This window comes from Streptomyces sp. 6N223, assembly GCF_052246635.1.
GTDB lineage: Bacteria > Actinomycetota > Actinomycetes > Streptomycetales > Streptomycetaceae > Streptomyces.
In genome coordinates, this window is the sequence record NZ_JBQQCA010000025.1 from 25,536 (window position 1) to 50,738 (window position 25,203).

A 25,203-nucleotide genomic window follows, 5' to 3' on the forward strand; every position below is an offset into this window, starting at 1 on the left:
GCCCGGTTCCGTGGCCGCTTCCGGGAAAAACCCGGGTGCGCCCCCTCCCGCGCCCGAGGATCATGGCCGTGTGTCCGCTCCCCACGCCGGCGACAGCGCCGGCCCCGTGATCCGCGGCGCGGTTCGCCTCCCCGAGGCCGAGCTGCGCTGGCGTTTCACGCGTTCCTCGGGGGCCGGCGGGCAGCACGTCAACACCACCGACACGCGGGTGGAGGCGCGCTTCGACCTGGCGGCCACGCGGGCGCTGCCCGAGGAGTGGAAGCGGCGGGCGCTCGACCGGCTGGCCGGACGCCTCGTGGACGACGGCGTGCTCGTGGTGCGGGCGTCCGAGCACCGCTCGCAGTGGCGCAACCGGCAGGCGGCCGTCGCCCGCATGGCCGCGCTGCTGGCCGAGGCGACGGCGCCGCCGAGCGCTCCGCGCAGGCCCCGCAGGGTGTCGCGCGCGGCGCGTGAGCGGCGGCTGCGGGAGAAGCGCCGTCGCGGTGAGCTGAAGCGCGGCCGCGCCGCGCCGGAGGGGGACTAGCCGAGGGCTGAGGCCCCCGGACCCGCGTTGCCGCCCACGCCCCGCCCACGCCCCGCCCCACCCACCCGGGGGTGGCTGGGGCGGGGCGTGGGCGTCGTCGTCAGCCCAGGCGGCGGTAGGAGCCCTGGTAGTACGTGAGGGGGCCGCCCGTCACCGGGCGCAGCGTCGTCGCCAGCACGCGGGCCACGACGAGCGTGTGGTCCCCGGCCGGGACGCGCTGCTCCGTGCGGCACTCCACCGCCGCCAGCGCGCCCTCGACCAGCGGCGCCCCGCTGATGCTCCCCACCTCGTGCGGCACCTCCGTGAAGAGCAGCCGGTCGCTCAGCCGCCCCTTCATCGCGAACCGCCCGGCTATCGCCCGCTGCCCCTCGGCCAGCAGCGAGGCCGCCCACAGCGGCTGGCGTTCCAGCAACTCGTCCATGCGGGAGCCGGTGCGCACGCTGACCAGCACCAGCGGCGGGTCGAGGGAGACGGACAGGAACGCCGTGGCCGTCATCCCGGCCGCCGCACCGTGCGGGCCGTCCTCGGGGTCGTGGGCCGTCACCAGCACCACGCCGCCCGCGAGCCGGGTCATGGCGGCACGGAACTCCTCCTCGCTCACACCTTCAGGATGCCGGGCCTGCTGCGCTGACTGCTGTCGAGTGGGGAGGGACACACGGGACAAGCTAACCGCCGCGGACGCGCCCCGCATCGGGCCAGGGGACCAGGACCCTGGCGGGACTCTGCCAAAATCTGTCCTACAACCCGCGATCGATCACTTCCGCAGTGTGACATGGCTCACAGTAGGCAATTAATTACTGACCCTGTGTACCTAGCAGGCAGCTCCCTGTGATTCAGTGGCCTTGGTATCTGCACGTGCATCCGGGCCGGGGGAGTGATGGAAACGGATACTGAGCCGTACGTGCGCCTCGCCTCGCTGCGAGAGCTGCACCGCGTCGTGGCACAACTGAACACCGCTCGCAGCATGGCGGACACGTTGCAGACCATCGCCGACGGCGCCGTCGCCGCCCTCGGCTTCGAACTCGCCGCCGTCCACCTCGTCGCCTCGGACGGGAACCTCCTGGTCGCCGCCGTCGCCGGCAGCGACCAGGCCGAGGCCGCCCTCGCCGGCCGCACCGGCTCCCGCGAGTCCTGGGAGCGCCGCCTGGCCATGGGGGAGCGCTGGGGGGAGCTGCGCTTCATCCCCTACACCGAGGGCTGGGTCCTCGACCACGACGATGTCCCCCAGTGGCACATCACCGGCCCCGCCCCCCGCACCGCCGACGAGTGGCACCCCATGGACCGGCTCTTCGCGCCGATGTACGCCTCCGACGGCGAGCTGCTGGCCGTGCTGGAGGTCGACAAGCCCCGCAACGGCAAGCGCCCCGGCCCGTGGGGCTGCGAGGCGTTGCAGCTCTACGCCTCCCAGGCCGCGATAGCCATCTCCAACGCCCGGCTGCGCGGCAACATGCAGCGCGCCCTGATAAGGCTGGAGCAGGAGCAGCAGGCCCTGCGCGCCAGCGAGGAGAGCTTCCGCCAGGCGTTCGAGTACGCCCCCAGCGGCATGGCCATCGCGGAGGTCGGCGGCGAGAGCCACGGCCGCCTCATCCGCGTCAACGACGCGCTGTGCCGCCTGCTGGGCCGCAGCGCCGCGCTGCTGCGCCGCTTCAGCTTCTCCGAGCTGGTCCACCCCGAGGACACCGCCGTCCTGCTGCGCTGCGCCGCCGAGGGCGGCCGGGCCGAGCTTCGGCTCGCCCGCCGCGACGGCACCTACGTGTGGGTCTCCCTGCGCAACTCGGTGGTCGCCGACGCCACCGACGGCCCGCAGGTGATGCTCACGCACGTCGAGGACATCGAGGAGCGCAAACGCCACGAGCTGGCCCTGGCCCACCGCGCCAGCCACGACTCGCTCACCGGCCTGCCCAACAGCGCCGAGCTGCGCGCCCGCCTCGGCAGCCGCATCTGCGACATCCCGCAGGACCGCCTCGACGCCCCCGCCGAGCCGCACCACGCCACCGACGCCTTCCAGGGCCTGGGCACCCCGCCGCCGCGCCCGTACGACCACCACGAGCACGTCCGGCTGCCGGACGCGCCGGGCGGCGACGGCAAGGGCCTGGCCGTGCTCTTCTGCGACCTCGACGGCTTCAAGACGATCAACGACCGCTTCGGGCACGTCTGCGGCGATGCCGTGCTGGTGGAGGTGTCCCGCCGCCTGGAGCAGGGCGTCCGGGACAACGACACCGTCGCCCGCCTCGGCGGCGACGAGTTCGTGGTGCTCGCCGACGGCCTGGGCCCCGCCGACGCCTCCGACCTGGCCGTCCGGCTGCGCAACGCCATCATCCCGCCGATCCGGGTCGAGGGCCGCTCGGTCCGGGTCGGCGCCAGCTTCGGCATCGGCTGGGCGGCCTGCGGCATGACGACCGAGGAGATCCTGGAGTCCGCCGACCAGCGGATGTACGTCGAGAAGCGCTCGCGCTCGCAGGGCCGCCGCCGCGCGGGGTAGGGCGTGCGGTAGGGGGCTGTCCGTGGGAGGCGGTAGGCTCGCGAGCGGACGCGCGCTTCGCGCGGGGCGGGGTGAGGAAGACGCTTGAAGGAGCGAGTCGATGAGTGCGGGGAACAACGGCGCAGGCATGCCACCCGAGCACGACGACGACCCGTTCGCCTATCTCTACCGGCCGGAGGGCGGCCAGTCGGCGGACGGCCAGCAGCCGCCCGCCCGGCCGCCCCGGCAGCCGTCCTCGTACCACCAGGTCCGGCCGGTCGGTGAGCGCACCTTCGGCGGCCAGCGCCCGCAGCAGGGGTACGGGTATCCGCAGCCGCCGCCGCAGCAGCCGCGGCAGCCGCAGCCCGACGCCTACTACGCCGCTCCCGAGACGCAGCCGGGCGGCCCCGGCGGCGCGGCCGGCGCCCCCGGCCGCCGCCGGCCGCCGCCGCCCGAGGCGCCCCGCCGCAACGGGCTGCTCATCGGCGCCATCGCCGTCGTCCTCGCGGTCGTGGTCGGCGTGGGCGCGGCCATCCTCTTCAGCGGCGACGAGTCCGACCCCACCGCGGGCGACGACCCGACCGGCTCCGAGACCCAGGACACCGGCGGCGACGGCGGCAACGGGGAGGAGAGCCCCAGCGAGGAGCCGACCAATCCGTCCGGGAACGACGAGCTGCCCGCCGCCGACATCACCGCGCTCCAGCTCGGCGGCACCGCCCGCGTGGCGTCCGGCGTCGAGGGCGCCCGGTCGCCGGACGGCTCGTACATCGAGGGCCTGGCCTCGGGCTCCTCGATCACCTGGACCTTCGACTTCGAGGGCAAGGCCGGGCAGTACTACCTCTACACGACCTACTCGGCGATCAGCGACGGCCAGACGCTGGACTTCTCGCTCAACGGCTCGCCGCGCAGCGACGGCGTGAACCTCGACGACTACAACAACACCGGCGAGTGGGACACGAGCTGGACCAACACCTACAACTACGTCGACCTGGAGCCCGGCGAGTACACGGTCCAGTTCAGCTGCTCCGCCTCCTGCGACGTGCTGATCGACCAGATCTTCCTCAGCGAGACGAAGCTGGACCTGTAGCAGGCCCCGGCGGCCCCACCAGCCACCGGCCCCGGCGCATCACGCCGGCCACCCCGAAGTCCTCGTCCAGCACCACCAGGTCGGCGTCCTTGCCCGCCTCGATCGAGCCCACCCGGTCGTCGATCCCCAGCAGCCGCGCCGGCGTCTCCGACAGCGCCCGCACCGCCTCGGTCACCGGCAGCCCGTCCACCGTCACCGCCCGCCGCAGCGCGCGGTCCAGCGTCAGCGTCGAGCCCGCGATCGTCCCGGCCCCCGGCTGCCCCTCGGCCAGCCGCGCCACCCCGTCGGCCACGGTGACCTTCAGCGGCCCCAGCGGATAGACGCCGTCGCCCATCCCGGCCGCCCCCATGGCGTCGGTGATGAACGCCACCCGCGCGGCGCCCGCCGTGCGGAACGCCAGCCCCAGCACGGACGGGTGCAGGTGCGTGCCGTCGTTGATCAGCTCGATGGTGACCCGCTCGTCCTCCAGCAGCGCCGCCACCGGCCCCGGCGCACGGTGGGCCAGCGGCGGCATGGCGCTGAACAGGTGCGTCGCCACGCTCGCGCCCGCCTCGATCGCGGCGCGGGCCGTCTCGTAGCCGGCGTCGGTGTGCCCGACCGCCGGGATGACGGCGCTGTCGCGCAGCAGCCGCACCGCGTCGATGCCGCCGGGCAGTTCGGGGGCGAGCGTCATCATGCGGGCCGCGCCGCGCGCCGCGCCGATCAGCTTGCCGACCTCGGCCGGGTCGGGGTCGCGCAGCAGCGCGGGGTCGTGCGCCCCGCACCGGCTGGCGGCGATGAACGGGCCCTCGAAGTGGATGCCCGCCAGCTCGCCGTCCTCCACCAGCTCCGACAGCACGCCCGCCTGCGCCGCCAAATCGTCCAGTCCGCCGGTGACGGTGGAGGCGAGCATCGAGGTGGTGCCGTGGCGGCGGTGGACGTCGATCACCGTCAGCGCCTCGCTTGCCGTGCCCGCGGAGAACGAGGCGCCCCCGCCGCCGTGCACGTGGACGTCGACGAAGCCCGGCACGACCCAGTGCCCGGTCAGGTCCACCACGGCCGTGCGGTCGCTCTCGTCACCCTCGTCTCTCGCGTCTGCGTCTCCGCCTCCGGCCGCGAAACGCCCGCCGGCGACGGTCACCCGGCCGTCCGGCTCCACGCCGGAGGGCCGCACCACCCGGGCTCCGGTCAGCACCGTGCGGTCCGCGTCGTCGGTGGTGGCGGCGTGAGAGGGCGTCATCGCTCGGGAACCTCCGCGACGTGGCTGTGAACCGGACTGGTCACCCCAGTCTCGCCCACGGCCCGTGAAGAGGTCTAGTCCATTCGATCGGGCCGATGTTCGCATCTGTTGTCAACGTGGCCACCCAGTGGGCAAAACGCCATCAAACGAGGGCTGTTGTGAAAACGATATCCGCCCAGGTAGTGGTGATCGCCCAGCGACGGAGGCAAACTCAGATGCTCGTGTTTTTCAGCGACAAAGGGGAGAACGTGCGACGTCGCCGTTTCTTGGGCATGGGGGCGGGCGGTATCGCCGGAGCCGCGGGGCTCGCGGCCACCACCACCGCGTGCGCGGCGGATTCGGGCAGCGACCAGGTCGTGCTGCGGCTGCTGGCCACGGAGTACGGCGGTGAGGCCTCGGACGCCGGCAGCACCGAGCGGTACTGGAACGATGTGGTGAACGAGTTCCGCGAGGAATACCCGGACATCCTCATCAACGTCTCCGTCGTCCGCTACCAGGACGCCAACACCGAGGTCGCCCGCCTCGTCAGAAGGGGAACGCCGCCCGACATCGCCCAGGTCTCCGCCTTCGCCGACTTCGCCGAGGCCGAGCAGCTCTACCCCGCGAGCGTGCTGCTCACCCTCCCCGTGCTCGCCGAGTTCATACCCTCGATAGCCGCCGCCGGCGAGCGCCGCCGCATCCAGTACGGGATGCCCTTCGCCTCCAGCATCACCCGCCTCTACTACAACAAGCGGCTCTTCAGCGAGGCCGGGCTGGACGACGAGCGGGCCCCGGCCGACTGGGGCGAGCTGCTCGACGCCGCCCTCGCGCTGCGTTCCGCGGGCGTCACCACCCCCTTCGCGCTGCCGTTCGCCCACGCCCAGGCCCACGTCGAGGCCGCGACCTGGATGATCAGCGGCGGCGGCGGCCTCACGGACGACATCGGCAGCTACACCATCGACGCGCAGGCCAACATCGACACCTTCGCCTGGCTGCGCGACGAGCTCGTCGGCCAGGACCTGTGCGGCCCCGGGGAGCCCAACCGCACCACCCGCGACGACGCCTTCGCCGCCTTCGCCGCCGGCGATGCCGGCATGATCGTCGCCGACTCGCTGCTGATGCGTCAGGCCGAGTTCGGCGACATCGACTTCGCCACCGCCCAGATGCCCGGCACCACCGGCCCCAACCCCACCGCGCTCGGCTATGCGGCCTGGGTGGTCGGCTTCAACCAGAACGGCCACAAGGAGGAGATCGCGACCTTCCTGGACTTCGTCTACACCAACACCAACGTCCCCGGCTTCTCCGAGCGCTACGACCTCCTCCCCGTCACCACCCCCGCCGTCCAGGCCATGAGCGAGAGCAGCGCCCCCGAGGACGAGCGCATGGCCCCCTTCCTCGACGACCTGCCCAGCGCCACCTTCTACCCCGTCGGCAAGGTCTCCTGGGCCGAGGTCGCCAGCGCGATCGGCCGCCGCATCGGCGAGACCATGCTCCCCGACGCCGACATCGGCGCCATCCTCGGCGAGCTCCAGACCCTGGCCGAGGACGCCGACCGCCGGGAGGACGCCGTCTGACGGCCCCCGCCGTAAACTGCCCCCGTGAGCGGGAACGGGCCGTCCGGGCTGTCCGAGCGCGAGCTGGCCATGCTCGCGCTCGAACGCCGCTCCTGGCCCGGCGCGGGCGCCAAGGAGCGCGCCATCCGCGAGCGGCTCGGCATCTCCCCGACCCGCTACTACCAGCTCCTCAACGCCCTCATCGACGACCCCCGCGCCCTCGCCCACGACCCCGTCACCGTCAACCGGCTGCGCCGCCTGCGGGACGCCAGGCGCGAGCGCTAGGGCCCCCGGGCGTGGGTAGAGTCCCGGACATGGGCTTCCACGACATGGGCTTCCGCCACGACGCTCTGCCCGCCCCCCGGACCGACGCCGGCCGCGAGGGACTCGCCGCGCTCCTCGCCCGGCCCGAAGGCGCCCTGGTCGCCGCCGACTTCGACGGCACCCTGGCCCCGATCGTGCCCGATCCCGAACAGGCCCGCGCCCACCCCGACGCCGTGCCCGCCCTGGCCCGGCTCGCCGGGCGCGTCGCCGCCGTCGCCGTCATCACCGGCCGCCCGGCCGACGTGGCCGTCCGCCTCGGCGGCTTCGCCGGCCACCCCGAGCTGGCCGGGCTCACCGTCCTCGGGGCGTACGGCGCGGAACGCTGGAACGCCGCCGACGGCCGGCTGCACCGGCCCCCGCCCCACCCCGGCATCGCCAGCGCACGCGAGGAGCTCCCCGGCCTGCTCGGCGAGACCGGCGCGGCCGTCGAGGACAAGGGCGGCGCCCTGGCCGTCCACACCCGCCGCGCCCCCGACCCCGCCGGGGCCTTCGCCGCGCTGCGCGAGCCGCTGGCCGCGCTCGCCACCCGGCTGGGCCTGGCCCTGGAGCCCGGCCGCCTGGTGCTGGAGCTGCGTCCGCCGGGCATGGACAAGGGCGCCGCGCTCACCGCGCTGGCCCGCGACGTCGGCGCCGCGTCCGTGCTCTACGCGGGCGACGACCTCGGCGACCTGGCGGCGTTCGAGGCGGTCGTCAAGCTGCGCGAGGCCGGCGTTCCCGGCCTGCGGGTGTGCAGCGGCAGCGCGGAGGTCGCCGAGCTGACGGAGGCCACCGACGTCACCGTGGACGGCCCCCGGGGCGTCGCCGCGCTGCTGGCGGCGCTGGCGGGGGCGATGGAGGGCGGCCCGAGGCCGAGCCGCTAGGCCCTGTCCGGGCCTGTCCGGACCCTGTCCGGGCCTACGCCGAGAACAGCAGCACGAGCGCCAGGATGAAGATCACCCAGGCGGCGATCGACAGGTACCCGAAGACCAGGCCGGTGATGGCCTGGCCGTCGCCCTGCTCGCCGGTGCGGCGGATCTCGGCCCGCGCCTTGTGCCCGAGGATGACGGCCGGGATCGCGGTCGCGCCCCCGCTGAAGAGCGTGAGCAGGCCGCAGACGAGGGCGCCCGTGGCGTTGCCGTTGGTCGGCGGGGGCAGCGGCATCGCCATCGGCCGCGCCGGCCCGTAGTACGCCTGCTGCGGTGGCTGAGGCGGATGCGGCTGCTGCATGGGCCCCTGCGGCAGGTCGGCGACGAGCGCCTGCAGCTCGCCGTAGGTGCTGGAGCGCTGCACCCGCGTCAGCCGGTCCTCGAACTCCTTCTGCTGCAATCGCCCTTCCGCGAATCCGGCCTTCAGCACGTCCGTGGTCCGCTCGCGATCCGCGTCGGAGGCGCGCATCATCGACGACTGGCCGTACGGCTGCGGCTGCGCCCCGTGCGGCTGCCAGCCCTGTAGTGACATCCCAGCCCTCCCCGCGCTTGGCGCCGGATCTCCTCGTCCCCCGAATCGTCCCCCTGAATAGTCTGTCCTGGAAGACGGTCGGGCAAGGCCAAGGGTTCCAGGCGCGTCCTCACGCCCCCTCAGTGCCGCCTCGATGCCGCTACGCCCGCAGCGCGTCGAGCTGCGCCAGGAACCACTCCCGGGGCGGCAGGGCCGTGGCCGCGGCCGACAGACGCTTGGTGCGCTGCGCGCGCTCCTCGGCGGGCATGGACAGCGCGCGGTGCAGCGCCTCGGCGGTGGCGGCGATGTCGTAGGGGTTGACCAGCAGCGCGTCCTCGCGCAGCTCCTCGGCGGCCCCGGCCTCGCGGGAGAGCACGAGCGCGCAGCCGCGCTCGGAGACGACCGGGACCTCCTTCGCGACGAGGTTCATGCCGTCGCGGATGGGGTTGACCAGCGCCACGTCCGCCATGCGGTACGCCGCGAGCGAACGCGCGAAGTCGTCCTTGACGTGCAGCAGCACCGGGGTCCAGCCGTCCCGCCCGAACTCGCCGTTGATCTCCTCGGCGAGCCGCGAGACCTCGTCCGTGTAGTCGCGGTAGACGGCCAGGTCCTGCCGCGAGGGGTAGGCGAACGCCAGGTGCGCGACCCGGCCCTGCCACTCGGGGTGGTCGGTGAGCAGCCGCCGGTAGGCGTGCAGGCCGCGCACGATGTTCTTCGACAGCTCGGTGCGGTCCACCCGCACGATCGTCCGGCACTCCCCGGTCTGCCCGCGCAGCTCGGCCAGGCGCCGGTCGACGTCGGCGGCGTACGCCCGCTCCCGCAGGAAGTCGGCGTCCGCCCCGAGCGCGTGCACGCCGAGCCGGGTGGTGCGGCCCTCGTACGTCACCGCGTCGCCCCCGGCGGAGACCTCCGCGCCCAGCAGTTCGGCGCAGCAGGCGGCGAACGCGGCGGCCCAGCGGCGGGTGAGGAACGCCGCCCGGTCCGCGCCGAGCATGCCGCGCAGCAGCTCGCGGGCCACGCCGTCCGGCAGCACCCGGAAGAAGTCCGGCGGCGCCCACGGCGTGTGCGAGAAGTGCCCGATCCGCAGGTCGGGGCGGCGTTGCCGCAGCATGCCGGGCAGCAGCGAGAGGTGGTAGTCCTGCACCAGCACCGCGGCGCCGGGGGCGGCCTCCTCGACCACCGTGTCGGCGAACATGGCGTTGTACGCGCTGTAGCGGCTCCACTGCTTCTCGAAGGCGCTGTCGAAGACGGGTTCCAGCGGCGTCTGGTACAGCATGTGGTGGACGAACCACAGCACGGAGTTGGCGATGCCGTTGTAGGCCGCGTCGAAGGTGCTGGGGGAGATGTTCAGCATCCGCACCGCCTGCCCGCCGGTCGCGGCCGGGTCCAGGCGCCGCCCGAAGCGCCGCGTCGCCTCCCTGTCGCCCTCGCCGAGCGCGGCGCACACCCACAGGCCGCCGTCCGGGCCGAGCGCGCTGAGGCCGGAGACGACGCCTCCGCCGCCGCGCCGGGCGGTGAGCGAGCCGTCCTCGGACACGGCGTAGCTCACCGGGCCGCGGTTGGACGCGATCACGACGCTGCCGTCGGCCGTCATGGGCTCATCACCTTCCGTGAGGGCATGAGGATGTGCTCGCGCGGAAGGTAGTTAGCCCGCCGCGCGAGCGATGAAACGTGTCTCCCGTCACGCCGCCTTGCGGGCGGCGTACTCGGGGACGCTCGTCATGGGCGGGCGTTCCTCGGTGTGGATGTGGTGGGTCTGCGGGGCGAACCCCCCGGTATCGGTCCTCTCGAACTGGGTTATCCCCGGCCGGACCGGCACCGGGCCCGGCAGCCGGCTCTGCGCGGTGCGCATGATCGCGGCGGCCATCCGGCCCAGCGCCTGCCCGTCCTGGTGGCGGTGCTTGCGGACGCCCACGTCGACCTGGGCGAGCGCGTCGAGGCCGGCCAGGTTGAGCGTGTCGATCAGCAGGCCGAGCTCCACGCCGTACCCGACGGGGAACGGCAGCCGCTCCAGCAGCGAGCGCCGCGCCGCGTACTCCCCGCCCAGGGGCTGCACCACGCCGGCCAGCTGCGGCCAGTGGAGGTTCAGCAGCGGGCGGGCGACGAGCTCGGTGACGCGGCCGCCCTGCCGGGCGCCGGACGGCTGGTCGCCCAGCGGGCGGTCGTACATGGCCTTGACCATCTGTACCCGCGGCTCGGTGAGCAGGGGTCCGAGGATGCCGGAGACGAAGCGGGAGTCGAATTCCCGCAGGTCGGCATCGACGAAGCAGATGATCTCGCCGCTGGCGGCCAGCAGCGAGCGCCAGAGCACCTCGCCCTTACCGGGCACGGGCGGTAGCCGGGGGAGGATCTCGTCCCGGTGGACGACCTTGGCGCCCGCCGCGGCGGCCACCTCGGAGGTGCGGTCGGTGGAGCCGGAGTCCACCACCATCAGTTCATCGATCAGCGGCACGTTCTCCATCAGGTCGCGCCGGAGCGCTTCCACGATGGCGCCGACGGTCGCTTCCTCGTTCAGCGCGGGGAGAACCACGCTGATGCTGGCGGCCGCACCAGCCTCACGCTTCGCGTTCAGCATCTGCGGCAGCGAGCGGTCAGCGGCGACCCAGGACCGGCGGCTCAGCCACTCCTCTGCCTCTTCCAGCACGAATGTCGCTCCTGTTCGCGTTCGGCCATGTTGTTACCCGTATGGCCGTATCTGCCCCTTCCTGGTGGTGCCCGAACCCACCGCGCCCGCTTTTCTTCGTCCGCTTTCTCTGAGTGATCAGTCGTGATCGACTGGCCTGACTCGCGGGTCTTCGGCGTCTCGCGGATCGGACGGCCCGGGCCATTGTGCGGGCCGTCCGTTACAGTCTCGGACAGCGCAGGTGTCCTCCGCATATCGAGGCCCGCGCCCACAACCGCATACCGCTCATCCAGAGGGGCAGAGGGAACGGCCCGTTGAAGCCCCGGCAACCCTTCCGCCGGTCTCGTGACGACGCGAGGCTCCCGGTGGGGAAGGTGCCAATTCCGTCCCGTGGCGAGAGCCGTCACGGGGAAGATGAGGAGAGAAGGGCCTCGCACCCATGTCTGTGCTCACCACGCACGCCACCACCGCTCCCGCGACCGTCGACCTCGGCCCGGCCGCCGCGCTCTCCTGCCGGGAGTGCGGGGAGCGCTCCCCCCTCAGCCCGGACTTCGCCTGTCCGTCCTGTTTCGGGCCGCTGGAGATCGCCTACGACCTGCCGGCCGGCGACCCCGAGGCACTGCGCGCCCGCATCGAGTCCGGGCCGCAGAGCATCTGGCGCTACGCCCCGCTGCTGCCGGTGCCCGCCACCGTCGCCGAGCAGCCGAACCTCAATCCCGGGTGTACGCCGCTGGTGCGAGCCGACCGGCTCGCCGCCGAGCTGGGCGTGACCGGAGAGCTGTACATCAAGGACGACTCGGCCAACCCCACCCACTCCTTCAAGGACCGGGTGGTGGCCTGTGCCGTCGAGGCCGCCCGCGCTTTCGGCTTCACCACCCTGTCCTGCTCCTCCACCGGCAACCTGGCGGGCGCGGTCGGCGCCGCCGCCGCCCGCGCGGGGCTGCGCTCCTGCGTCTTCATCCCCGAGGGCCTGGAGCAGGGCAAGGTCGTCATGGCCGCGATCTACGGCGGCCAGGTCGTCGCCATCGAGGGCACCTACGACGACGTGAACCGGTTCTGCAGCGAGCTGATCGGCGACCCGGTCGGCGAGGGCTGGGGCTTCGTCAACGTCAACCTCCGCCCGTACTACGCCGAGGGCTCCAAGACCCTCGCCTTCGAGATCTGCGAACGCCTCGGCTGGCGGATCCCCGACCAGCTCGTCGTCCCGATCGCCTCGGGCTCGCAGCTGACCAAGATCGACAAGGGGCTGAAGGAGCTGATAGCCACCGGCCTGGTGGAGGACCGGCCGTACCGGATCTTCGGGGCGCAGGCCGAGGGCTGCTCGCCCGTCTCCCAGGCGTTCCGCGCCGGGCACGACGTGGTCCGGCCGGTGAAGCCCGACACCATCGCCAAGTCCCTGGCCATCGGCAACCCGGCGGACGGGCCGTACGTGCTGGACATCGCACGGCGCACCGGCGGCGCGGTGGAGGACGTCACCGACGGGCAGATCCTGGACGCGATCGGGCTGCTGGCCCGCACCGAGGGCGTCTTCGCCGAGACGGCGGGCGGCGTGACGCTCGGCGTGGCCCGCAAGCTGATCGAGAACGGGGTGCTCGACCCCTCGCTGACCACGGTCGTGCTGAACACCGGCGACGGCCTGAAGACCCTGGAAGCGGTGGCCCCGACGGCGGGCCCGACCGCGACCATCCGCCCGAATCTGGAGTCGTTCCGAAAGGCTGGCCTGGCATGAGCGTGACCGTCCGAATCCCGACCATCCTGCGCACCTACACCGGCGGGCAGGCCGAGGTGACCGCCGAGGGCGACACGGTGGGCGAGGTGCTGGCGGACCTGGACAAGAACCACCAGGGCATCGGCGCCCGGGTCCTGGACGAGCAGGGCGCGCTCCGGCGTTTCGTGAACGTGTACGTGAACGACGACGACGTGCGGTTCGCGCAGGGTCTCGACACCCCTACGCCGGACGGCGCGGGCCTGTCGATCATCCCCGCCGTCGCCGGCGGCTGAGCGGACGGACGACGGACGACGGACGACGGACGACGGACGACGGACCGTCACGCCTATCACGCGCCGCCCCCGGGTGACCACCCGGGGGCAGCGGCGTGTGCGGGGCGGGATAGGGTGATCGCGCGGGGTCGCGCGGGTCGTCCCACCCGGCAAACGGCGCCACTCGCATATGAATTCGCGACACATCGCGCGGAATTAAGGCTGAAAGTCGACGTACCAATTGTCTGGTTGGCGCGGTTGCGCCGCATTAAAAGATTCAACTTTCAGCTATTATGGGCCACTTGCCCCGTTCTGACTCATCATAATTTCTCGTCCGAATGACCTGTTGCACTGGGCGTACGTCCAGATACATTCAGCGGCGGTCGAGCGTTCCGGCGCACACCCCCAATCGCCCGGGGGTGGGGTCTGTGAAGTATGACCCGGGTCCGCGAAGTGCGGTCTCGTGAAAGGGCCAGCAATAGGGGAGTTAGGAATGGCTCAGGGCACCGTCAAGTGGTTCAACGCGGAGAAGGGATACGGCTTCATCGCGGTAGACGGTGGTGCGGACGTGTTCGTCCACTACAGCGCGATCCAGATGGACGGCTACCGCACCCTGGAAGAGGGACAGCGGGTCGAGTTCGAGATCTCGCAGGGACAGAAGGGTCCACAGGCCGACATGGTCCGGGTTACCGCCTGAACCGCCGACCGCACCACACACCAGCCGCATAGCACATCCGTCACGTTACAAGGGCCCCGCCCCCGGCCACCGGGCGCGGGGCCCCACCATGTGCGCCTCCGGGGACCGCCACCCCTGACCGACTGCCCTTCGGGCAGGCTTGCGCCCTCCCGTCGCCCGGCCACCACCCCTCACCGACTGCCCTTCGGGCAGGCTTGCACTCTGGGGGGGCGAGTGCTAATCATGGGCGTTAGCACTCTCCTTGTGAGAGTGACAGCAAGGACCGGTTCGGTGAGGTCCGCCGTCCAGGTGGCGCAGGGTGCCACAGGGGCGGCGGGCCGTCCGTCGCGGGCGCCATCGCGGTCCGGAGCAATCCACCCCCGTATATGGGAGGACCACTTCACATGGCCAAGATCATCGCGTTCGACGAGGAGGCGCGGCGGGGCCTTGAGCGCGGTATGAACCAGCTCGCCGACGCCGTCAAGGTCACGCTGGGCCCCAAGGGCCGGAACGTCGTCCTGGAGAAGAAGTGGGGCGCCCCCACGATCACCAACGACGGTGTCTCGATCGCCAAGGAGATCGAGCTCGAGGACTCCTACGAGAAGATCGGCGCCGAGCTCGTCAAGGAGGTCGCGAAGAAGACCGACGACGTGGCCGGTGACGGCACCACCACCGCGACGGTTCTGGCCCAGGCCCTGGTCCGCGAGGGCCTGCGCAACGTCGCGGCCGGCGCCAACCCGATGGCGCTGAAGCGCGGCATCGAGGCGGCCGTCGAGAAGGTCTCCGAGGCGCTGCTCGGCCAGGCCAAGGAGGTCGAGACCAAGGAGCAGATCGCCAACACCGCCTCCATCTCGGCCGGGGACACCCAGATCGGCGAGCTGATCGCCGAGGCCATGGACAAGGTCGGCAAGGAAGGCGTCATCACCGTCGAGGAGTCGCAGACCTTCGGTCTCGAGCTGGAGCTCACCGAGGGCATGCGCTTCGACAAGGGCTACATCTCGGCGTACTTCGCGACCGACATGGAGCGCATGGAGGCCGAGCTCGAGGACCCCTACATCCTCATCGTCAACTCCAAGATCAGCAGCGTGAAGGACCTCCTGCCGCTGCTGGAGAAGGTCATGCAGTCCGGCAAGCCGCTGCTGATCATCGCCGAGGACGTCGAGGGCGAGGCCCTGTCCACCCTCGTGGTCAACAAGATCCGCGGCACCTTCAAGTCCGTGGCCGTCAAGGCCCCGGGCTTCGGCGACCGCCGCAAGGCCATGCTCGGCGACATCGCCATCCTCACCGGCGGCCAGGTCATCTCCGAGGAGGTCGGCCTGAAGCTGGAGAGCGCCACGCTCGACCTGCTCGGCCGCGCCCGCAAGGTCGTCATCACCAAGGACGAGACCACCATCGTCGACGGTGCCGGTGACAGCGAGCAGGTCCAGGGCCGGGTCAACCAGATCCGCGCCGAGATCGAGGCCTCCGACTCGGACTACGACCGGGAGAAGCTCCAGGAGCGCCTGGCGAAGCTGGCCGGCGGCGTGGCCGTCATCAAGGCCGGTGCCGCCACCGAGGTGGAGCTGAAGGAGCGCAAGCACCGCATCGAGGACGCGGTGCGCAACGCCAAGGCCGCCGTCGAGGAGGGCATCGTCGCCGGTGGCGGCGTGGCCCTGCTCCAGGCCGGCTCGGCGCTGGAGAAGCTGGAGCTGGAGGGCGACGAGGCCACCGGTGCCGCCGCCGTCCGGCTGGCGCTTGAGGCCCCGCTGAAGCAGATCGCGATCAACGCGGGCCTCGAGGGCGGCGTCGTGGTGGAGAAGGTGCGCAACCTTCCCACGGGCCACGGCCTGAACGCCGCCACCGGCGAGTACGAGGACATGCTGGCGGCCGGGATCCCCGACCCGACCAAGGTGACCCGTTCCGCCCTGCAGAACGCCGCCTCCATCGCGGCGCTCTTCCTCACCACCGAGGCGGTCATCGCCGACAAGCCGGAGAAGGAGAAGGCCGGTGCGGACGCCGGCGCCGGCATGGGCGGTGGCATGGACTTCTGAGCGAGTCACTCGCCGGAAGGCCGACGGCCGGCACGACCTAGGGCGGCACCCCCAACGGGGTGCCGCCCTTGTGCTGGTGTCTTCAGGAGGAAGACGACTGCCGGACTACCGGCCTACAGGAAGATGCCGAGGGTCGCCAGGAGGTGCGCCAGGGCGCCGACGGTCGGGGCGAGGCCCGTGTCGATCTGGGCGGCCTGGGCCGAGCCCGCGGTGCTCACCATGACGGCCAGTCCGGTCAGACCGCCGACGACCGCCGCCCTCGTGCCGAGGCTACGCAACTTACGCATGATGTCTCTCATGTCCTTTCGTTGGCTTGGGGGTTGAGACACCAGCGAGCATTCGGCTCTCATGTTTCCATAGTGTTAAATGAGCTGCTCGGGGGCTCTTAAATCACACGATCGGCTAAGCGGGGAGATGCCCCGTTGACGGCTACGGCCGCGCCGCCATCAGTGCCGCCCGCAGGTGGCCCCGGGACTCGTCCAGCAGCCGGGCCGCCGTGGCGGCGTCCACCCCGCCCAGGATCGTGAGAATGGCGTTCTTCACCTCGCCGCCCGTCGCGGTCAGCGCCTCCTCGATGGCCTCGTCGGGCGCGCCCGTCGCCAGCCGCACGATCCGGCGCGAGCGGGCGCGCAGCTTCTCGTTCGAGGCGCGCACGTCGACCATGAGGTTCCCGTAGGTCTTGCCGAGCCGGATCATGCTGATGGTCGAGATCATGTTGAGCACCAGCTTCTGCGCGGTGCCCGCCTTCAGCCGGGTCGAGCCGGTGAGCAGCTCGGGCCCCACCACGATCTCGATGCCGTGGTCGGCCGCGGCGGCCAGCGGCGAGTCGGCGTTGCACGACAGCCCGATCGTCAACGCCCCCACGGCGCGCGCCTGCTCGACCGCGCCCACGGCGTACGGCGTGCGCCCGGAGGCGGAGATCCCCACCACCACGTCGCCGGGGCCCACGCCGTGGCGCTCCAGGTCGGCGACGGCCAGCTCCCGGCTGTCCTCCGCGCCCTCCACGGAGGTCACCATCGCCTCCGGGCCGCCGGCGACCAGCCCGACCACCGCGCCGGGCGGCGTGTTGAACGTCGGCGGGCACTCGCTGGCGTCCAGCACCCCGAGGCGGCCGGCGGTGCCCGCGCCCAGATACAGCAGGCGGCCGCCGTGCGCCATGCGCTCGGCGGCCGCGTCGATGGCGGCGGCGATCTGCGGCAACTGGCGGGCGACGGCCGCGGGCACGCCCGCGTCCTCGCCGTTCATCAGGCGGGCGATGTCCAGTGTGGTCCGCCGGTCGATCTCGGCGAGCTCGGGTCGGTAGGCCTCGGTGGTGAGCGCGTCGAGCTCGGATCGCAACTCGCCGTAGGGGCTGGTGGACATGGTGGAGCGGCTCTCTCGGGGTGGGGTACGGGCTGTGGGCGGTGGGGGGGCTCCGCCGTCGGTGGCTCGCGCGGTGCCTAGCGCTCGCGGGGGGAGTGGCGGTGCGCGAGCGCCTCGTAGCTGGCGTGGAGCCCGGGGGCCGCGGACTCGTAGGTGCGCTGGGCGACGCCGATGAACAGGCAGTCCACCACCAGCAGCTGGCTGGTGCGGCTGGACATCGCCGCCGGGCGCAGCTCGCTCTCGCGCGCGGTGGAGGTGGTCAGCACGTGGTCGGCGTACTGCGTGACCTCCCCGTCGGGCCGGCCGGTGACCGCCACGGTGGTGGCGCCGTGGTCGAACGCCACCTGGAGCGGCTCGATCACGTCCACCGTGCGGCCCGAGTGGGTCACGGCGACGGCCACGTCTCCGCCGCGCAGCTGGACGGCGTTGGTGACCGCCAGGTGCGGGTCGGAGTGGGCGTGGGCTATGAGCCCGATCCGCAGCAGCTTCTGCGCCAGGTCCTGGGCGACGAGCGAGGAGGCGCCGACGCCGTACACGTCGACCCGGCGGGCGGCGGCCAGGGCGGTGACGGCCGCCTCCAGCTGCGCGAGGTCGAGCGCGGCGGCGGTGTCGGCCAGCGTCTGCCGCTCGTCCTGCGCGAGCTTGGCGACCACGTCCCCGAGCGGGTCGTCCACCGAGATGTCGGCGGTGACGGCGGGCGCGGCGCCGGACGCCTGCTGGGCGGCGAGGCCGGCCAGCGCGAGCCTCAGGTCCCGGTACCCGGGGTAGCCGAGCAGCCGGGCGGTGCGGACGACGGTGGCCTCGCTCGTGCCGGTGCGCTCGGCGAGGCCGGTGACCGTGAGCGCGGCGCAGCCCGCGGGGTCGCCCGCGACCGTCTCCGCCACCCGCTGCATGGAGCGGGTCATGGAGGGCGCCATGGTGCGCACCTTGGCGGCGAGCGCGCCCGGCTCGGGGGGAGCCGGCCGCGAGGCCACGGGCACGGGGCGGGCTCTGACGCCCCGGCGGGCGAAATTTTCCTTCATCGCGTTCCTCACGGGTGAAACGTATTTTCGGTCGATTGCCCCGTCAACCCCCGGGGAGTGTTGCGTGGAAGTCTGGTCCAATGGTGGACATGGAGCAGCGATCTTCGGAAGATGCCATACACCGGGGCCGGGCCCTGGTGCTGGCCGATCTGACGGCCGAGGGGGTCGCCGGCCCTGAAGAGGTCTCCCTCCTGGAGGAGGCGGTCTCCCACCGCCGATGGTGGTGCGAGCAGTGGCCGGACGGCGCGGCGTACGTGCCGGGGCTGCTCGCCCAGGACATGCAGGACGCGCTCCTGGAGCGGTACGGCCGCTGGCCGCGCTGCCCGCTGTGCTACACCGACGAGGTGCACCCGCTGGAGGTCGAGCCCGAGGTGGGCGAGGACCCGCACTGGGTGTGCGCCGCGACGGGACAGGTGGTCGCCCCCATCGGCGGGCTGGGGCAGCGGCGGGTCCCGTGACGGTCTACATCGACCCGCCGAGCTGGCCCGGCCACGGCCGGATGTGGTCCCACCTGGTCAGCGACGCCTCCTACGCCGAGCTGCACGCCTTCGCCGCGCGTCTGGGCGCGCCGCCTCGCGCCTTCGACCGGGACCACTACGACGTGCCCGCCGAGCGGTATGCGGAGGCGGTGCGGCTGGGCGCGGTGGCGGTGGGCAGCCGGGAGCTGGTCCGCCGCCTCACGGCCTCCGGCCTGAGGCGGCGCCGGCACGCCGGGAGGCGGCCGTGACGGGTCCCGACCCGGGCGCTCCGCCCCCGGACCCCCGCGCCGCCCACACCCCGGCACCCCACCCGGGGCCCAAGAGGGCCGGCGGGCGGCTGCCGCTGGCCGTGTACGTGCTGGGGCTGGCCGTCTTCGCGCTCGGCACCAGCGAGTTCATGCTCTCCGGCCTGCTCCCCGAGGTCGCCGACGACCTGGATGTGTCGATCCCCACCGCCGGGCTGCTGATATCCGCGTTCGCCATCGGCATGGTCGTCGGCGCCCCGCTGCTCGCCGCCGCCACGCAGCGGCTGCCGAGGCGGCTGACGCTCATCGGCCTGCTCGTCGTCTTCGGCCTCGGCCACGTCGTCGGGGCGCTGGCGCCCACCTACGCCGTGCTCTTCGCCTGCCGGGTCCTCAGCGCCCTGGCCTGCGCCGGGTTCTGGGCGGTCGGCGCGACCGTCGCCGTCTCGCTGGTGCCGACGGGCGCGCGGGCGCGGGCGCTGGCGGTGATGATCGGGGGCCTCAGCACCGCCACCGTCGTCGGCGTGCCCGCCGGTGCCGTGCTCGGCCAGCACCTCGGCTGGCGCTCGGCGTTCTGGGCGGTCGCGCTGATGACCGCCGTCGGGCTGGTGGGCGTGGTGCTGTTCGTGCCCCGCACCGAGCCGGGGCACGGGGAGGGCCGGCCGCCCCGGCTGCGGGCCGAGGTGCGGATGTACCGCGACCCGCGCGTGTGGCTGGCGATCGTCACCATCGCGCTCTTCGCCGCCGGCACCATGTGCTTCTTCTCCTACCTCGCCCCGCTGCTCACCGACGTCGCGGGCCTGGGCGAGGGCTGGGTGCCGGTGACGCTCGTGCTGTACGGGGCCGGCGCGCTGCTGGGCACCGTCATCGGCGGGCGGATCGCCGACGCCCACATGTTCGGCACCCTGTACGCCGGGCTCGGCGCCGCCACCGGCATCCTGGTGCTGCTCGCGCTCACCGCGCACTCCCCGGCCGCCGCCGTCACCCTCTCCGGCCTGCTGGGCTTCGGCGCCTTCCTGTGCTCCCCCGGCCTGAACGCCCGCGTCTTCAACGTCGCGGGCGCGACCGCCCCCACCCTGGCCGGCGCCACGGTCACCTCGGCGTTCAACTCGGGCAACACCCTCGGCCCGTGGATCGGCGGCCTGGTGATCAGCTCCGGGCTCGGCTACGTGGCCACCGCCTGGGTCGGCGCAGCGCTGGTGGCCGGGTCGGTCGTCGGCGTCGCGTTCCAGGCCCGGGACGCCAGCCGCTCGCGCGTGGTCGCCGGCGGGTCGTCGGAGTCGGAGGCGACGACGAACCGCCGCGAGCGGGTCAGGGAGCGGGTCAGGGAGCGCTGAGCCGCGGCCCGGCGTCGGCCAGGATGCCGGCGCAGGCCGGGTCGGCGCGGCAGGCCGCCTCCGCCGCCGCGTCCGCGCGCGGCAGCAGCGTGTTGCCGGTGAGGGTGACGCCGTCCGTGGGCGTGTCCTCCGGCCACCAGTACGGCTCGCCGTTGTCCCAGTAGTTGTCCGCGATCGTGATCCTGCCGGGTTCGACGCCGCTGACGGCGTACTCGCTGCCGTAGAGCACGTTGCGCTCCAGGGCGACCCAGTCGGCACCGACGTCGGGGTAGAGGCCGACGCCGGTGGCGTGGTGCACGACGTTGCCGCGCACCACGGCGCCGTCGTCGAAGGACGTGCCCTGGGCGAAGGGGAGGTAGATGCCGCCGCCGTCGGGGACCTCGGTGACGGCGTCGAAGACGAGGTTGCCCACGACGCGCAGGCCGCGCGGGGACTCGCCCCAGATGCCGGTGTAGGGCACGTCGTTGACCTGGTTGTGCGCCACGGTCGAGTCCGGCGGGCCCTCGAGGACGATGCCGATGGAGCTGCGGTAGTCGGTGCCGACGCGGCGCACCCGGTTGTCCACGACCCGGTTGCCGGCGCCGGAGCCGTGCACCTCCACGCCGCCGCCGGAGACGTCGGCGACGGCGTTGCCCCGCACCGTGTTGCCCGGGCCCACCGCCGACAGGGTCAGGGCCTGCCCGCCCAGCCGCGTGAAGCGGTTGCCCTCGACGGTGATCCGCTCGGCGCGGTGGAAGGTGACGTGGCCCGGCATCCTGGCGAGCGCGCCCCCGGTCCAGTACCAGCTGCCGATGATCTGCGGGAAGCCGGTCGGCTCGTCGGGCGCCAGCCAGGTGGCGTGGGAGAACGTCAGCCCCCGGAAGGCCATGTCGCGCAGCGGGGCGTCGGCCGTGCCCTCTCCCCGCACCAGCGTCTGGAGCGCGGGCGCGACGACCGGGACGTGCCGCGGGTCCTCGCCCGGGCGCGGCAGGTAGTACAGCACGTGGTGCCCGGGCTCGGAGCGGTCCAGGTACCAGGTGCCGGGCTCGCGCAGCAGGCTGAGGCTGTTCTCGACGTCCGTGGGCGCGGGCGGCACGCTGCCCTCCACCTCGTTGTCGTACATCTCCGCGAGGTCGTCGAAGCACGGCTGGTCCACCCTGATCATGGTCCACTCGGCGTCGCCCGCGATGCCCCCGACGCCGCAGCGGGCCTCGGAGTACGGCAGGCCCTCCTCGCCGCCGTTGAAGACCAGCTCCATGTCCTCGGGGCGCTGCCAGGACTGCGGCGCGGTGCTGCGGGTGGCGTACCCCTCCGGCATCCTGATCGCCTCGCCGGGCAGGCCGCCGCCGAGCGCGGTCCGCTCCGCGCGCCGGCCGTCCACGAACAGCTGGCGGGTCTCCAGGTCGCCGACGTCCGCGCGCCACACGCCCTCGGCAACGCCCTCGGGAACGCCCTCCGGGCCGTCCGCGGCGGGCCGCCACCCGGTGACGGCGCGCCCGCCGCTGAGCGTGACCGGCTCCTGGTGCGGGGTGCCGTACCCGTACGCCTGGTAGACGACGCGGTGTCCGCCGGTGCCGCCGTCGCCCTCGGCCGCCGAGAAGCGGAGGGGCTCGGCGAGCCGGTAGGTCCCGCCGCGCAGGCTGACGACGATGTCCTCGTCCATCCCGGCCGTCCGCTCGCGGACCTCCCGCTGCGCGCCCGCGGGCGTGGCGAAGGGGCGTTCCGCCGTCCCCGGCCAGTCGTCGTCGCCCCAGGGGGCGACGTACAGCCGCGTCGCGCCGTCCGGCTCGCCGTGCGGCGCGGCGGCGACCGTCATGGCGTACCCGGCGGCGAGCAGTCCGGCGACCGCCACCCCCGCTCCCACCGCCCGCGCCCGGCGGCTCCTCCTGTGCGTCCTCATGATGTGACTGCCCTCTCTGTCGGGAAGATCACGAGGCAGTCTCACGGGGGCGGCCCGGCGCGGGCATCCGCCGATCGTCCATGGGCCCCTGGCCGATGGTGCCGGATGCCGGCCCGTGCGAGGCCGGTCAGCCGTCGGCCCGTCAGCCCGTCAGCCCGTCGGCCCGTCGGCCCGTCAGCCCGCGAGCCCGTCGGCCTGAGAGCTCCTCAGCAGCCGCAGCTCGCTCCTGAGGTTGTAGCGGGCCGTGGCCTCCCAGTGGGCGGCGCCATAGGGCGTGCGGAAGAGCCGGGGCGAGGCGAGGAGCTGGCGCAGCACGGCGGCGCGGCCCTCGACGAAGGTGTCGTCCGGCACGAAGCCGAACTCCTGGCGGATCTCGGCGGCGTACGCGGCGTACTCGCGCGGCGGGCCCGCCAGGACCGCCAGGTCGGCGTCGCACAGGGCGGCGGCGTTGGTGTCGTTCTCCGCCGGGTCGTGGCCCGCGGTGACGCGCACCAGCCGGGCCACCTCGGCGCGGCGGGCGGCGGGCAGCAGCCGCTCGGCGAGGCGGGCGCTGCGCTCCACGTTGTCCGGGTCGGCGGCGTACGGGTCGTAGACCGCGTCGTGGAACCAGGCCGCCAGCTCCACCGCCTCCGGGTCGGCGGCGTACTCGGCCGCTCCCAGCTCCTCCAGGCGGGCCAGCACGTATGCCAGGTGCGAGAGGGTGTGGTAGCGCCGGTGCGGCTCCGACCAGCGGGCCAGCAGTTCGCGCCCCACCGGCGCGGCTCCCTGGCCGAGCAAGGCGGTCAGGCGGTCGAGCAGCGCGCGCTCGTTGACAAGCTTGTCACCAGGGATTTCGCCGGGTCTCTCGTCATGACCATGGCCGGACGTCATGGGCCCAAGCATAAGCGCGGACGGAGGAGATGATCAGATGGCAGGGCCGCCCGCGAGCGCTTCCGGCAGCGGCGCCGCGTGGACGATCGCCAGGCCCGAGACCGCGCGGGTGAGCGCCACGTACAGCCGCCGCAGGCCGGTGCGTTCGTCCGGCTCGGCGTCGACCACGGCGGCGGGCTCGTCGAGCACCACGTGGTCGTACTCCAGACCCTTGGCGAGCGAGGCGGGCACCAGGGTCAGGCGGGCGCTGTGGGAGGTCTCCTCGCCGGGGGAGAGGTGGATGAGGCCGGCGGCGGCGAGGGCGGCGGCGAGCGCGGGGAGGCGGGCGTCGGCGGCGATCAGGCCGATGGAGCCCTCGTGGGCGAGAGCCTCGCGGCAGGCGGCCACGGTGGCGGCGTCCAGCTCCGCGGCGGCCGCGACGCGGCGGACGGTGAGGGAGCCGGCGGAGTCGCGGACGGAGGTCGCCTCGGCGAGGCCGGGGGCGATGTCGGGCAGCAGCCGGGAGGCGTACTCGATCACCGCGCGCGGCACGCGGAAGCCCTGCGTCAGCTCCTCGACCGCCGCCTCCGGCTTGCCCAGGTGGGACAGGGCCGTGGCCCAGTCGGGGGTGGCCCACGGCGTGGTGCCCTGCGCGATGTCGCCGAGCACGGTGGCCGAGCCGGTGGAGCAGCGGCGGCCCACGGCCCGGTACTGCATGGGGGACAGATCCTGCGCCTCGTCCAGCACGACGTGGCCGAGGGAGCCGGTGCGCTCCACCAGGTCGCGCGCCTCGTCGATCAGCACGGCGTCGGCCGGCGTCCAGCGCGCGGACTTCACGCCCCGGGGCGGCCTGGGCAGCAGGATCTCCTTCTGCTCGTCGGCGGTGAGGATCCCCTCGGCCTGCTCGGCCAGGAAGTCGGCGTCGCCCAGCAGCCGCAGCACCAGCTTCGCCGGGTCGACCAGCGGCCAGCACTCCTTGACCACGGCCTTGACGGCCGGCGTGCGGGCGACGGCGTTCTGCACGCGGTCGTCGGGGGCCTCGCCCGCCTGCTCCATGCGGATCAGCACGGCGTGGGCGATGCGCTGCGGCAGCGCCTCGCGGGCGGCGCCGTAGCGCATGTCGCGGGCGAGCAGCTCGCGGACGATCTGCTCCAGCTCGTACGCCGGGACGCGCCAGCGGCGGGAGCCGCGCACCACCACGACGCCCTCGCCCGGCATCCGCACGCCGGAGCGGACCGCGCGGCGCAGCACCTCGGCCATGCGCGCGTCGCCCTTGACCAGCGCGGCGGCCGGGGTGTCGGCGCCGCGCACCTCGATCCCGGTGGTGCGGGAGACCAGGTCGTCGATGGTGGTCTGCCGCACCTCCAGCTCGCCGAGGGCGGGCAGCACCTGCTCGATGTAGCGGAGGAAGGAGCTGTTGGGGCCGATGACGAGGGTGCCGCTGCGGGCCAGCCGCTCGCGGTGGGCGTAGAGCAGGTACGCCACCCGGTGCAGGCCGACGGCGGTCTTGCCGGTGCCGGGGGCGCCCTGGACGCAGACGGTGCCGGTGAGGGCGGCGCGGACGATCTCGTCCTGCTCGGGCTGGATGGTGGCGACGATGTCGCGCATGGGGCCGACGCGGGGGCGTTCGATCTCGCGCTGGAGGAGGGCGCTGCTCCTGGCCTCCTCGGAGGGGTCGGTGAGGTGCTCGTCCTCGTACGCCGTGAGCTCACCGCCGTCGTAGCCGAAGCGGCGGCGCAGCGCGACGTCCTGCGGGTCGCGCTTGGAGGCGCGGTAGAAGGGCTGGGAGATGGGGGCGCGCCAGTCGATCACCATGGGGTCGCCGTCGGCGTCGTGGACGTGGCGGCGGCCGATGTAGAAGCGGTGGCCGGAGTCCTCCAGGGAGTGGTCGTAGTCGAGGCGGCCGAAGAAGAGGGGCGTGCCGGCGAGGTCGGCGAGGGACTTGATGCGGAGTTCGATCTCGGAGGCGAGCACCTCGGCGTTGACCCAGTTCGCGGCCACGTCGCGGATGTCGAGGGCTTCGGCGTCGGCGCGCATGGCGCGGAGCGCGGCGCGGGAGGCGGCGAGGTGGGCGCGTTCGGTATCGAGAGGGGAGGGAGCTGAGGATTTTCCGGGTTGTCCGGGCACGGCGAAAGGCTCCTGCGGTACGGGAGTTGTACGAG

Annotated in this window: 24 protein-coding genes and 1 riboswitch; of the genes, 13 read left to right on the forward strand and 11 right to left on the reverse strand. The window is 73.4% G+C overall.

All coding sequences use genetic code 11. The annotated features are described in order from the left end of the window. Positions 1–70: 70 nt before the first annotated feature. Complete coding sequence (gene arfB / locus ACTWQH_RS17185) at positions 71–523, forward strand: alternative ribosome rescue aminoacyl-tRNA hydrolase ArfB (RefSeq protein WP_443287454.1); 453 nt, start codon at positions 71–73, stop codon at positions 521–523. 100 nt (positions 524–623) lie between these two features. Here arfB and ACTWQH_RS17190 read toward each other — a convergent pair whose 3' ends face one another. Continuing rightward, complete coding sequence (locus ACTWQH_RS17190) at positions 624–1,214, reverse strand: flavin reductase family protein (RefSeq protein WP_443287455.1); 591 nt, start codon at positions 1,212–1,214, stop codon at positions 624–626. A 186-nt stretch (positions 1,215–1,400) separates the two neighbouring features. Here ACTWQH_RS17190 and cdgB point away from each other — a divergent pair, with 186 nt between their 5' ends. Both cdgB and ACTWQH_RS17200 read left to right on the forward strand, forming a co-directional pair. Beyond that, positions 1,401–3,005, forward strand: a complete 1,605-nt coding sequence (gene cdgB / locus ACTWQH_RS17195; protein ID WP_443287456.1) for a diguanylate cyclase CdgB — start codon at positions 1,401–1,403, stop codon at positions 3,003–3,005. Between the two features lie 100 nt (positions 3,006–3,105). Continuing rightward, positions 3,106–4,071: a carbohydrate-binding protein gene (locus tag ACTWQH_RS17200; protein WP_443287457.1), complete on the forward strand. Its 966-nt coding sequence runs from the start codon at positions 3,106–3,108 to the stop codon at positions 4,069–4,071. On the opposite strand, the gene nagA is transcribed toward ACTWQH_RS17200, so the two are convergent. Beyond that, on the reverse strand, positions 4,046–5,290 hold the full coding sequence (gene nagA / locus ACTWQH_RS17205; RefSeq protein ID WP_443287458.1) for an N-acetylglucosamine-6-phosphate deacetylase: 1,245 nt from the start codon (positions 5,288–5,290) through the stop codon (positions 4,046–4,048). The genes ACTWQH_RS17200 and nagA overlap by 26 nt on opposite strands. Before the next feature lie 248 nt (positions 5,291–5,538). Between nagA and ACTWQH_RS17210 the strand changes: the two genes are divergently transcribed. The 3 genes from ACTWQH_RS17210 (at position 5,539) to otsB (ending at position 8,006) form a co-directional block, all read left to right on the forward strand. Then, positions 5,539–6,843, forward strand: coding sequence for an extracellular solute-binding protein (locus tag ACTWQH_RS17210; RefSeq protein ID WP_443287459.1), 1,305 nt, complete (start codon positions 5,539–5,541; stop codon positions 6,841–6,843). Positions 6,844–6,912: 69 nt separating this feature from the next. Beyond that, on the forward strand, positions 6,913–7,107 hold the full coding sequence (locus tag ACTWQH_RS17215) for a DUF3263 domain-containing protein (RefSeq protein WP_443287523.1): 195 nt from the start codon (positions 6,913–6,915) through the stop codon (positions 7,105–7,107). Between the two features lie 29 nt (positions 7,108–7,136). Further along, complete coding sequence (gene otsB / locus ACTWQH_RS17220; protein ID WP_443287460.1) at positions 7,137–8,006, forward strand: trehalose-phosphatase; 870 nt, start codon at positions 7,137–7,139, stop codon at positions 8,004–8,006. Between the two features lie 34 nt (positions 8,007–8,040). Here the strand turns inward: otsB and ACTWQH_RS17225 are convergent, their stop codons facing one another. The 3 genes from ACTWQH_RS17225 to ACTWQH_RS17235 form a co-directional block, all read right to left on the reverse strand. Next, complete coding sequence (locus tag ACTWQH_RS17225; protein ID WP_443287461.1) at positions 8,041–8,583, reverse strand: DUF1707 and DUF4190 domain-containing protein; 543 nt, start codon at positions 8,581–8,583, stop codon at positions 8,041–8,043. 139 nt (positions 8,584–8,722) lie between these two features. Next, positions 8,723–10,156, reverse strand: coding sequence for an alpha,alpha-trehalose-phosphate synthase (UDP-forming) (locus tag ACTWQH_RS17230; protein WP_443287462.1), 1,434 nt, complete (start codon positions 10,154–10,156; stop codon positions 8,723–8,725). 87 nt (positions 10,157–10,243) lie between these two features. Beyond that, positions 10,244–11,206, reverse strand: a complete 963-nt coding sequence (locus tag ACTWQH_RS17235; protein WP_443287463.1) for a glucosyl-3-phosphoglycerate synthase — start codon at positions 11,204–11,206, stop codon at positions 10,244–10,246. Between the two features lie 261 nt (positions 11,207–11,467). Further along, positions 11,468–11,606, forward strand: a riboswitch (SAM riboswitch). An 18-nt stretch (positions 11,607–11,624) separates the two neighbouring features. Between ACTWQH_RS17235 and thrC the strand changes: the two genes are divergently transcribed. The 4 genes from thrC to groL all read left to right on the forward strand — a co-directional run bounded on the left by thrC (position 11,625) and on the right by groL (position 15,871). Beyond that, positions 11,625–12,914, forward strand: a complete 1,290-nt coding sequence (gene thrC, locus ACTWQH_RS17240) for a threonine synthase (protein WP_443287464.1) — start codon at positions 11,625–11,627, stop codon at positions 12,912–12,914. Continuing rightward, entirely contained in the window at positions 12,911–13,186 is a 276-nt protein-coding gene (locus tag ACTWQH_RS17245; protein WP_443287465.1) for a ubiquitin-like small modifier protein 1, read from the forward strand. Before thrC ends, ACTWQH_RS17245 begins: the two co-directional genes overlap by 4 nt. Positions 13,187–13,658: 472 nt before the next feature. Beyond that, positions 13,659–13,862, forward strand: coding sequence for a cold-shock protein (locus tag ACTWQH_RS17250; RefSeq protein ID WP_004986573.1), 204 nt, complete (start codon positions 13,659–13,661; stop codon positions 13,860–13,862). A gap of 383 nt (positions 13,863–14,245) precedes the next feature. Continuing rightward, positions 14,246–15,871 carry a chaperonin GroEL gene (groL, locus tag ACTWQH_RS17255; protein ID WP_443287466.1) on the forward strand — a complete coding sequence of 542 codons (1,626 nt, stop codon included), beginning with the start codon at positions 14,246–14,248 and terminating at the stop codon, positions 15,869–15,871. 113 nt (positions 15,872–15,984) lie between these two features. On the opposite strand, the gene ACTWQH_RS17260 is transcribed toward groL, so the two are convergent. From ACTWQH_RS17260 to ACTWQH_RS17270, 3 genes are all read right to left on the reverse strand, one after another. Beyond that, positions 15,985–16,158 carry a hypothetical protein gene (locus ACTWQH_RS17260; protein WP_443287467.1) on the reverse strand — a complete coding sequence of 58 codons (174 nt, stop codon included), beginning with the start codon at positions 16,156–16,158 and terminating at the stop codon, positions 15,985–15,987. A 142-nt stretch (positions 16,159–16,300) separates the two neighbouring features. Next, on the reverse strand, positions 16,301–17,233 hold the full coding sequence (gene murQ / locus ACTWQH_RS17265; RefSeq protein WP_443287468.1) for an N-acetylmuramic acid 6-phosphate etherase: 933 nt from the start codon (positions 17,231–17,233) through the stop codon (positions 16,301–16,303). Between the two features lie 77 nt (positions 17,234–17,310). Then, positions 17,311–18,255 (reverse strand): MurR/RpiR family transcriptional regulator, encoded by a 945-nt coding sequence (locus ACTWQH_RS17270; protein WP_443287469.1) that lies wholly within the window; start codon positions 18,253–18,255, stop codon positions 17,311–17,313. An 89-nt stretch (positions 18,256–18,344) separates the two neighbouring features. Here ACTWQH_RS17270 and ACTWQH_RS17275 point away from each other — a divergent pair, with 89 nt between their 5' ends. The 3 genes from ACTWQH_RS17275 (at position 18,345) to ACTWQH_RS17285 (ending at position 20,313) form a co-directional block, all read left to right on the forward strand. Next, positions 18,345–18,713, forward strand: a complete 369-nt coding sequence (locus ACTWQH_RS17275) for a hypothetical protein (protein WP_443287470.1) — start codon at positions 18,345–18,347, stop codon at positions 18,711–18,713. After that, complete coding sequence (locus tag ACTWQH_RS17280; protein ID WP_443287471.1) at positions 18,710–18,982, forward strand: DUF4031 domain-containing protein; 273 nt, start codon at positions 18,710–18,712, stop codon at positions 18,980–18,982. The genes ACTWQH_RS17275 and ACTWQH_RS17280 overlap by 4 nt, the downstream gene beginning before the upstream one ends. Positions 18,983–19,071: 89 nt before the next feature. Further along, positions 19,072–20,313 (forward strand): Cmx/CmrA family chloramphenicol efflux MFS transporter, encoded by a 1,242-nt coding sequence (locus tag ACTWQH_RS17285; RefSeq protein ID WP_443287524.1) that lies wholly within the window; start codon positions 19,072–19,074, stop codon positions 20,311–20,313. Here ACTWQH_RS17285 and ACTWQH_RS17290 read toward each other — a convergent pair. The 3 genes from ACTWQH_RS17290 to ACTWQH_RS17300 all read right to left on the reverse strand — a co-directional run bounded on the left by ACTWQH_RS17290 (position 20,300) and on the right by ACTWQH_RS17300 (position 25,168). Continuing rightward, positions 20,300–22,192, reverse strand: a complete 1,893-nt coding sequence (locus ACTWQH_RS17290) for a right-handed parallel beta-helix repeat-containing protein (RefSeq protein WP_443287472.1) — start codon at positions 22,190–22,192, stop codon at positions 20,300–20,302. The two genes, ACTWQH_RS17285 and ACTWQH_RS17290, sit on opposite strands and share 14 nt — an antisense overlap. A 174-nt stretch (positions 22,193–22,366) precedes the next feature. Next, positions 22,367–23,062 carry an HD domain-containing protein gene (locus tag ACTWQH_RS17295; RefSeq protein ID WP_443287473.1) on the reverse strand — a complete coding sequence of 232 codons (696 nt, stop codon included), beginning with the start codon at positions 23,060–23,062 and terminating at the stop codon, positions 22,367–22,369. A 33-nt stretch (positions 23,063–23,095) separates the two neighbouring features. Further along, the gene (locus ACTWQH_RS17300; protein WP_443287474.1) at positions 23,096–25,168 is read right to left on the reverse strand and encodes a HelD family protein; all 2,073 of its coding nucleotides are present in this window, start codon (positions 25,166–25,168) and stop codon (positions 23,096–23,098) included. Positions 25,169–25,203 lie beyond the last annotated feature (35 nt).

Bases quoted from the DNA above. Each gene is read 5' to 3' on its own strand.
- ACTWQH_RS17190 (WP_443287455.1), bottom strand. From the start codon at position 1,214: ATGCGGGGCGCGTCCGCGGCGGTTAGCTTGTCCCGTGTGTCCCTCCCC.
- cdgB (WP_443287456.1), top strand. From the start codon at position 1,401: ATGGAAACGGATACTGAGCCGTACGTGCGCCTCGCCTCGCTGCGAGAG.
- ACTWQH_RS17200 (WP_443287457.1), top strand. From the start codon at position 3,106: ATGAGTGCGGGGAACAACGGCGCAGGCATGCCACCCGAGCACGACGAC.
- nagA (WP_443287458.1), bottom strand. From the start codon at position 5,290: ATGACGCCCTCTCACGCCGCCACCACCGACGACGCGGACCGCACGGTG.
- ACTWQH_RS17215 (WP_443287523.1), top strand. From the start codon at position 6,913: ATGCTCGCGCTCGAACGCCGCTCCTGGCCCGGCGCGGGCGCCAAGGAG.
- otsB (WP_443287460.1), top strand. From the start codon at position 7,137: ATGGGCTTCCACGACATGGGCTTCCGCCACGACGCTCTGCCCGCCCCC.
- ACTWQH_RS17225 (WP_443287461.1), bottom strand. From the start codon at position 8,583: ATGTCACTACAGGGCTGGCAGCCGCACGGGGCGCAGCCGCAGCCGTAC.
- ACTWQH_RS17230 (WP_443287462.1), bottom strand. From the start codon at position 10,156: ATGACGGCCGACGGCAGCGTCGTGATCGCGTCCAACCGCGGCCCGGTG.
- thrC (WP_443287464.1), top strand. From the start codon at position 11,625: ATGTCTGTGCTCACCACGCACGCCACCACCGCTCCCGCGACCGTCGAC.
- ACTWQH_RS17245 (WP_443287465.1), top strand. From the start codon at position 12,911: ATGAGCGTGACCGTCCGAATCCCGACCATCCTGCGCACCTACACCGGC.
- ACTWQH_RS17250 (WP_004986573.1), top strand. From the start codon at position 13,659: ATGGCTCAGGGCACCGTCAAGTGGTTCAACGCGGAGAAGGGATACGGC.
- groL (WP_443287466.1), top strand. From the start codon at position 14,246: ATGGCCAAGATCATCGCGTTCGACGAGGAGGCGCGGCGGGGCCTTGAG.
- ACTWQH_RS17260 (WP_443287467.1), bottom strand. From the start codon at position 16,158: ATGCGTAAGTTGCGTAGCCTCGGCACGAGGGCGGCGGTCGTCGGCGGT.
- murQ (WP_443287468.1), bottom strand. From the start codon at position 17,233: ATGTCCACCAGCCCCTACGGCGAGTTGCGATCCGAGCTCGACGCGCTC.
- ACTWQH_RS17270 (WP_443287469.1), bottom strand. From the start codon at position 18,255: ATGAAGGAAAATTTCGCCCGCCGGGGCGTCAGAGCCCGCCCCGTGCCC.
- ACTWQH_RS17275 (WP_443287470.1), top strand. From the start codon at position 18,345: ATGGAGCAGCGATCTTCGGAAGATGCCATACACCGGGGCCGGGCCCTG.
- ACTWQH_RS17290 (WP_443287472.1), bottom strand. From the start codon at position 22,192: ATGAGGACGCACAGGAGGAGCCGCCGGGCGCGGGCGGTGGGAGCGGGG.
- ACTWQH_RS17295 (WP_443287473.1), bottom strand. From the start codon at position 23,062: ATGACGTCCGGCCATGGTCATGACGAGAGACCCGGCGAAATCCCTGGT.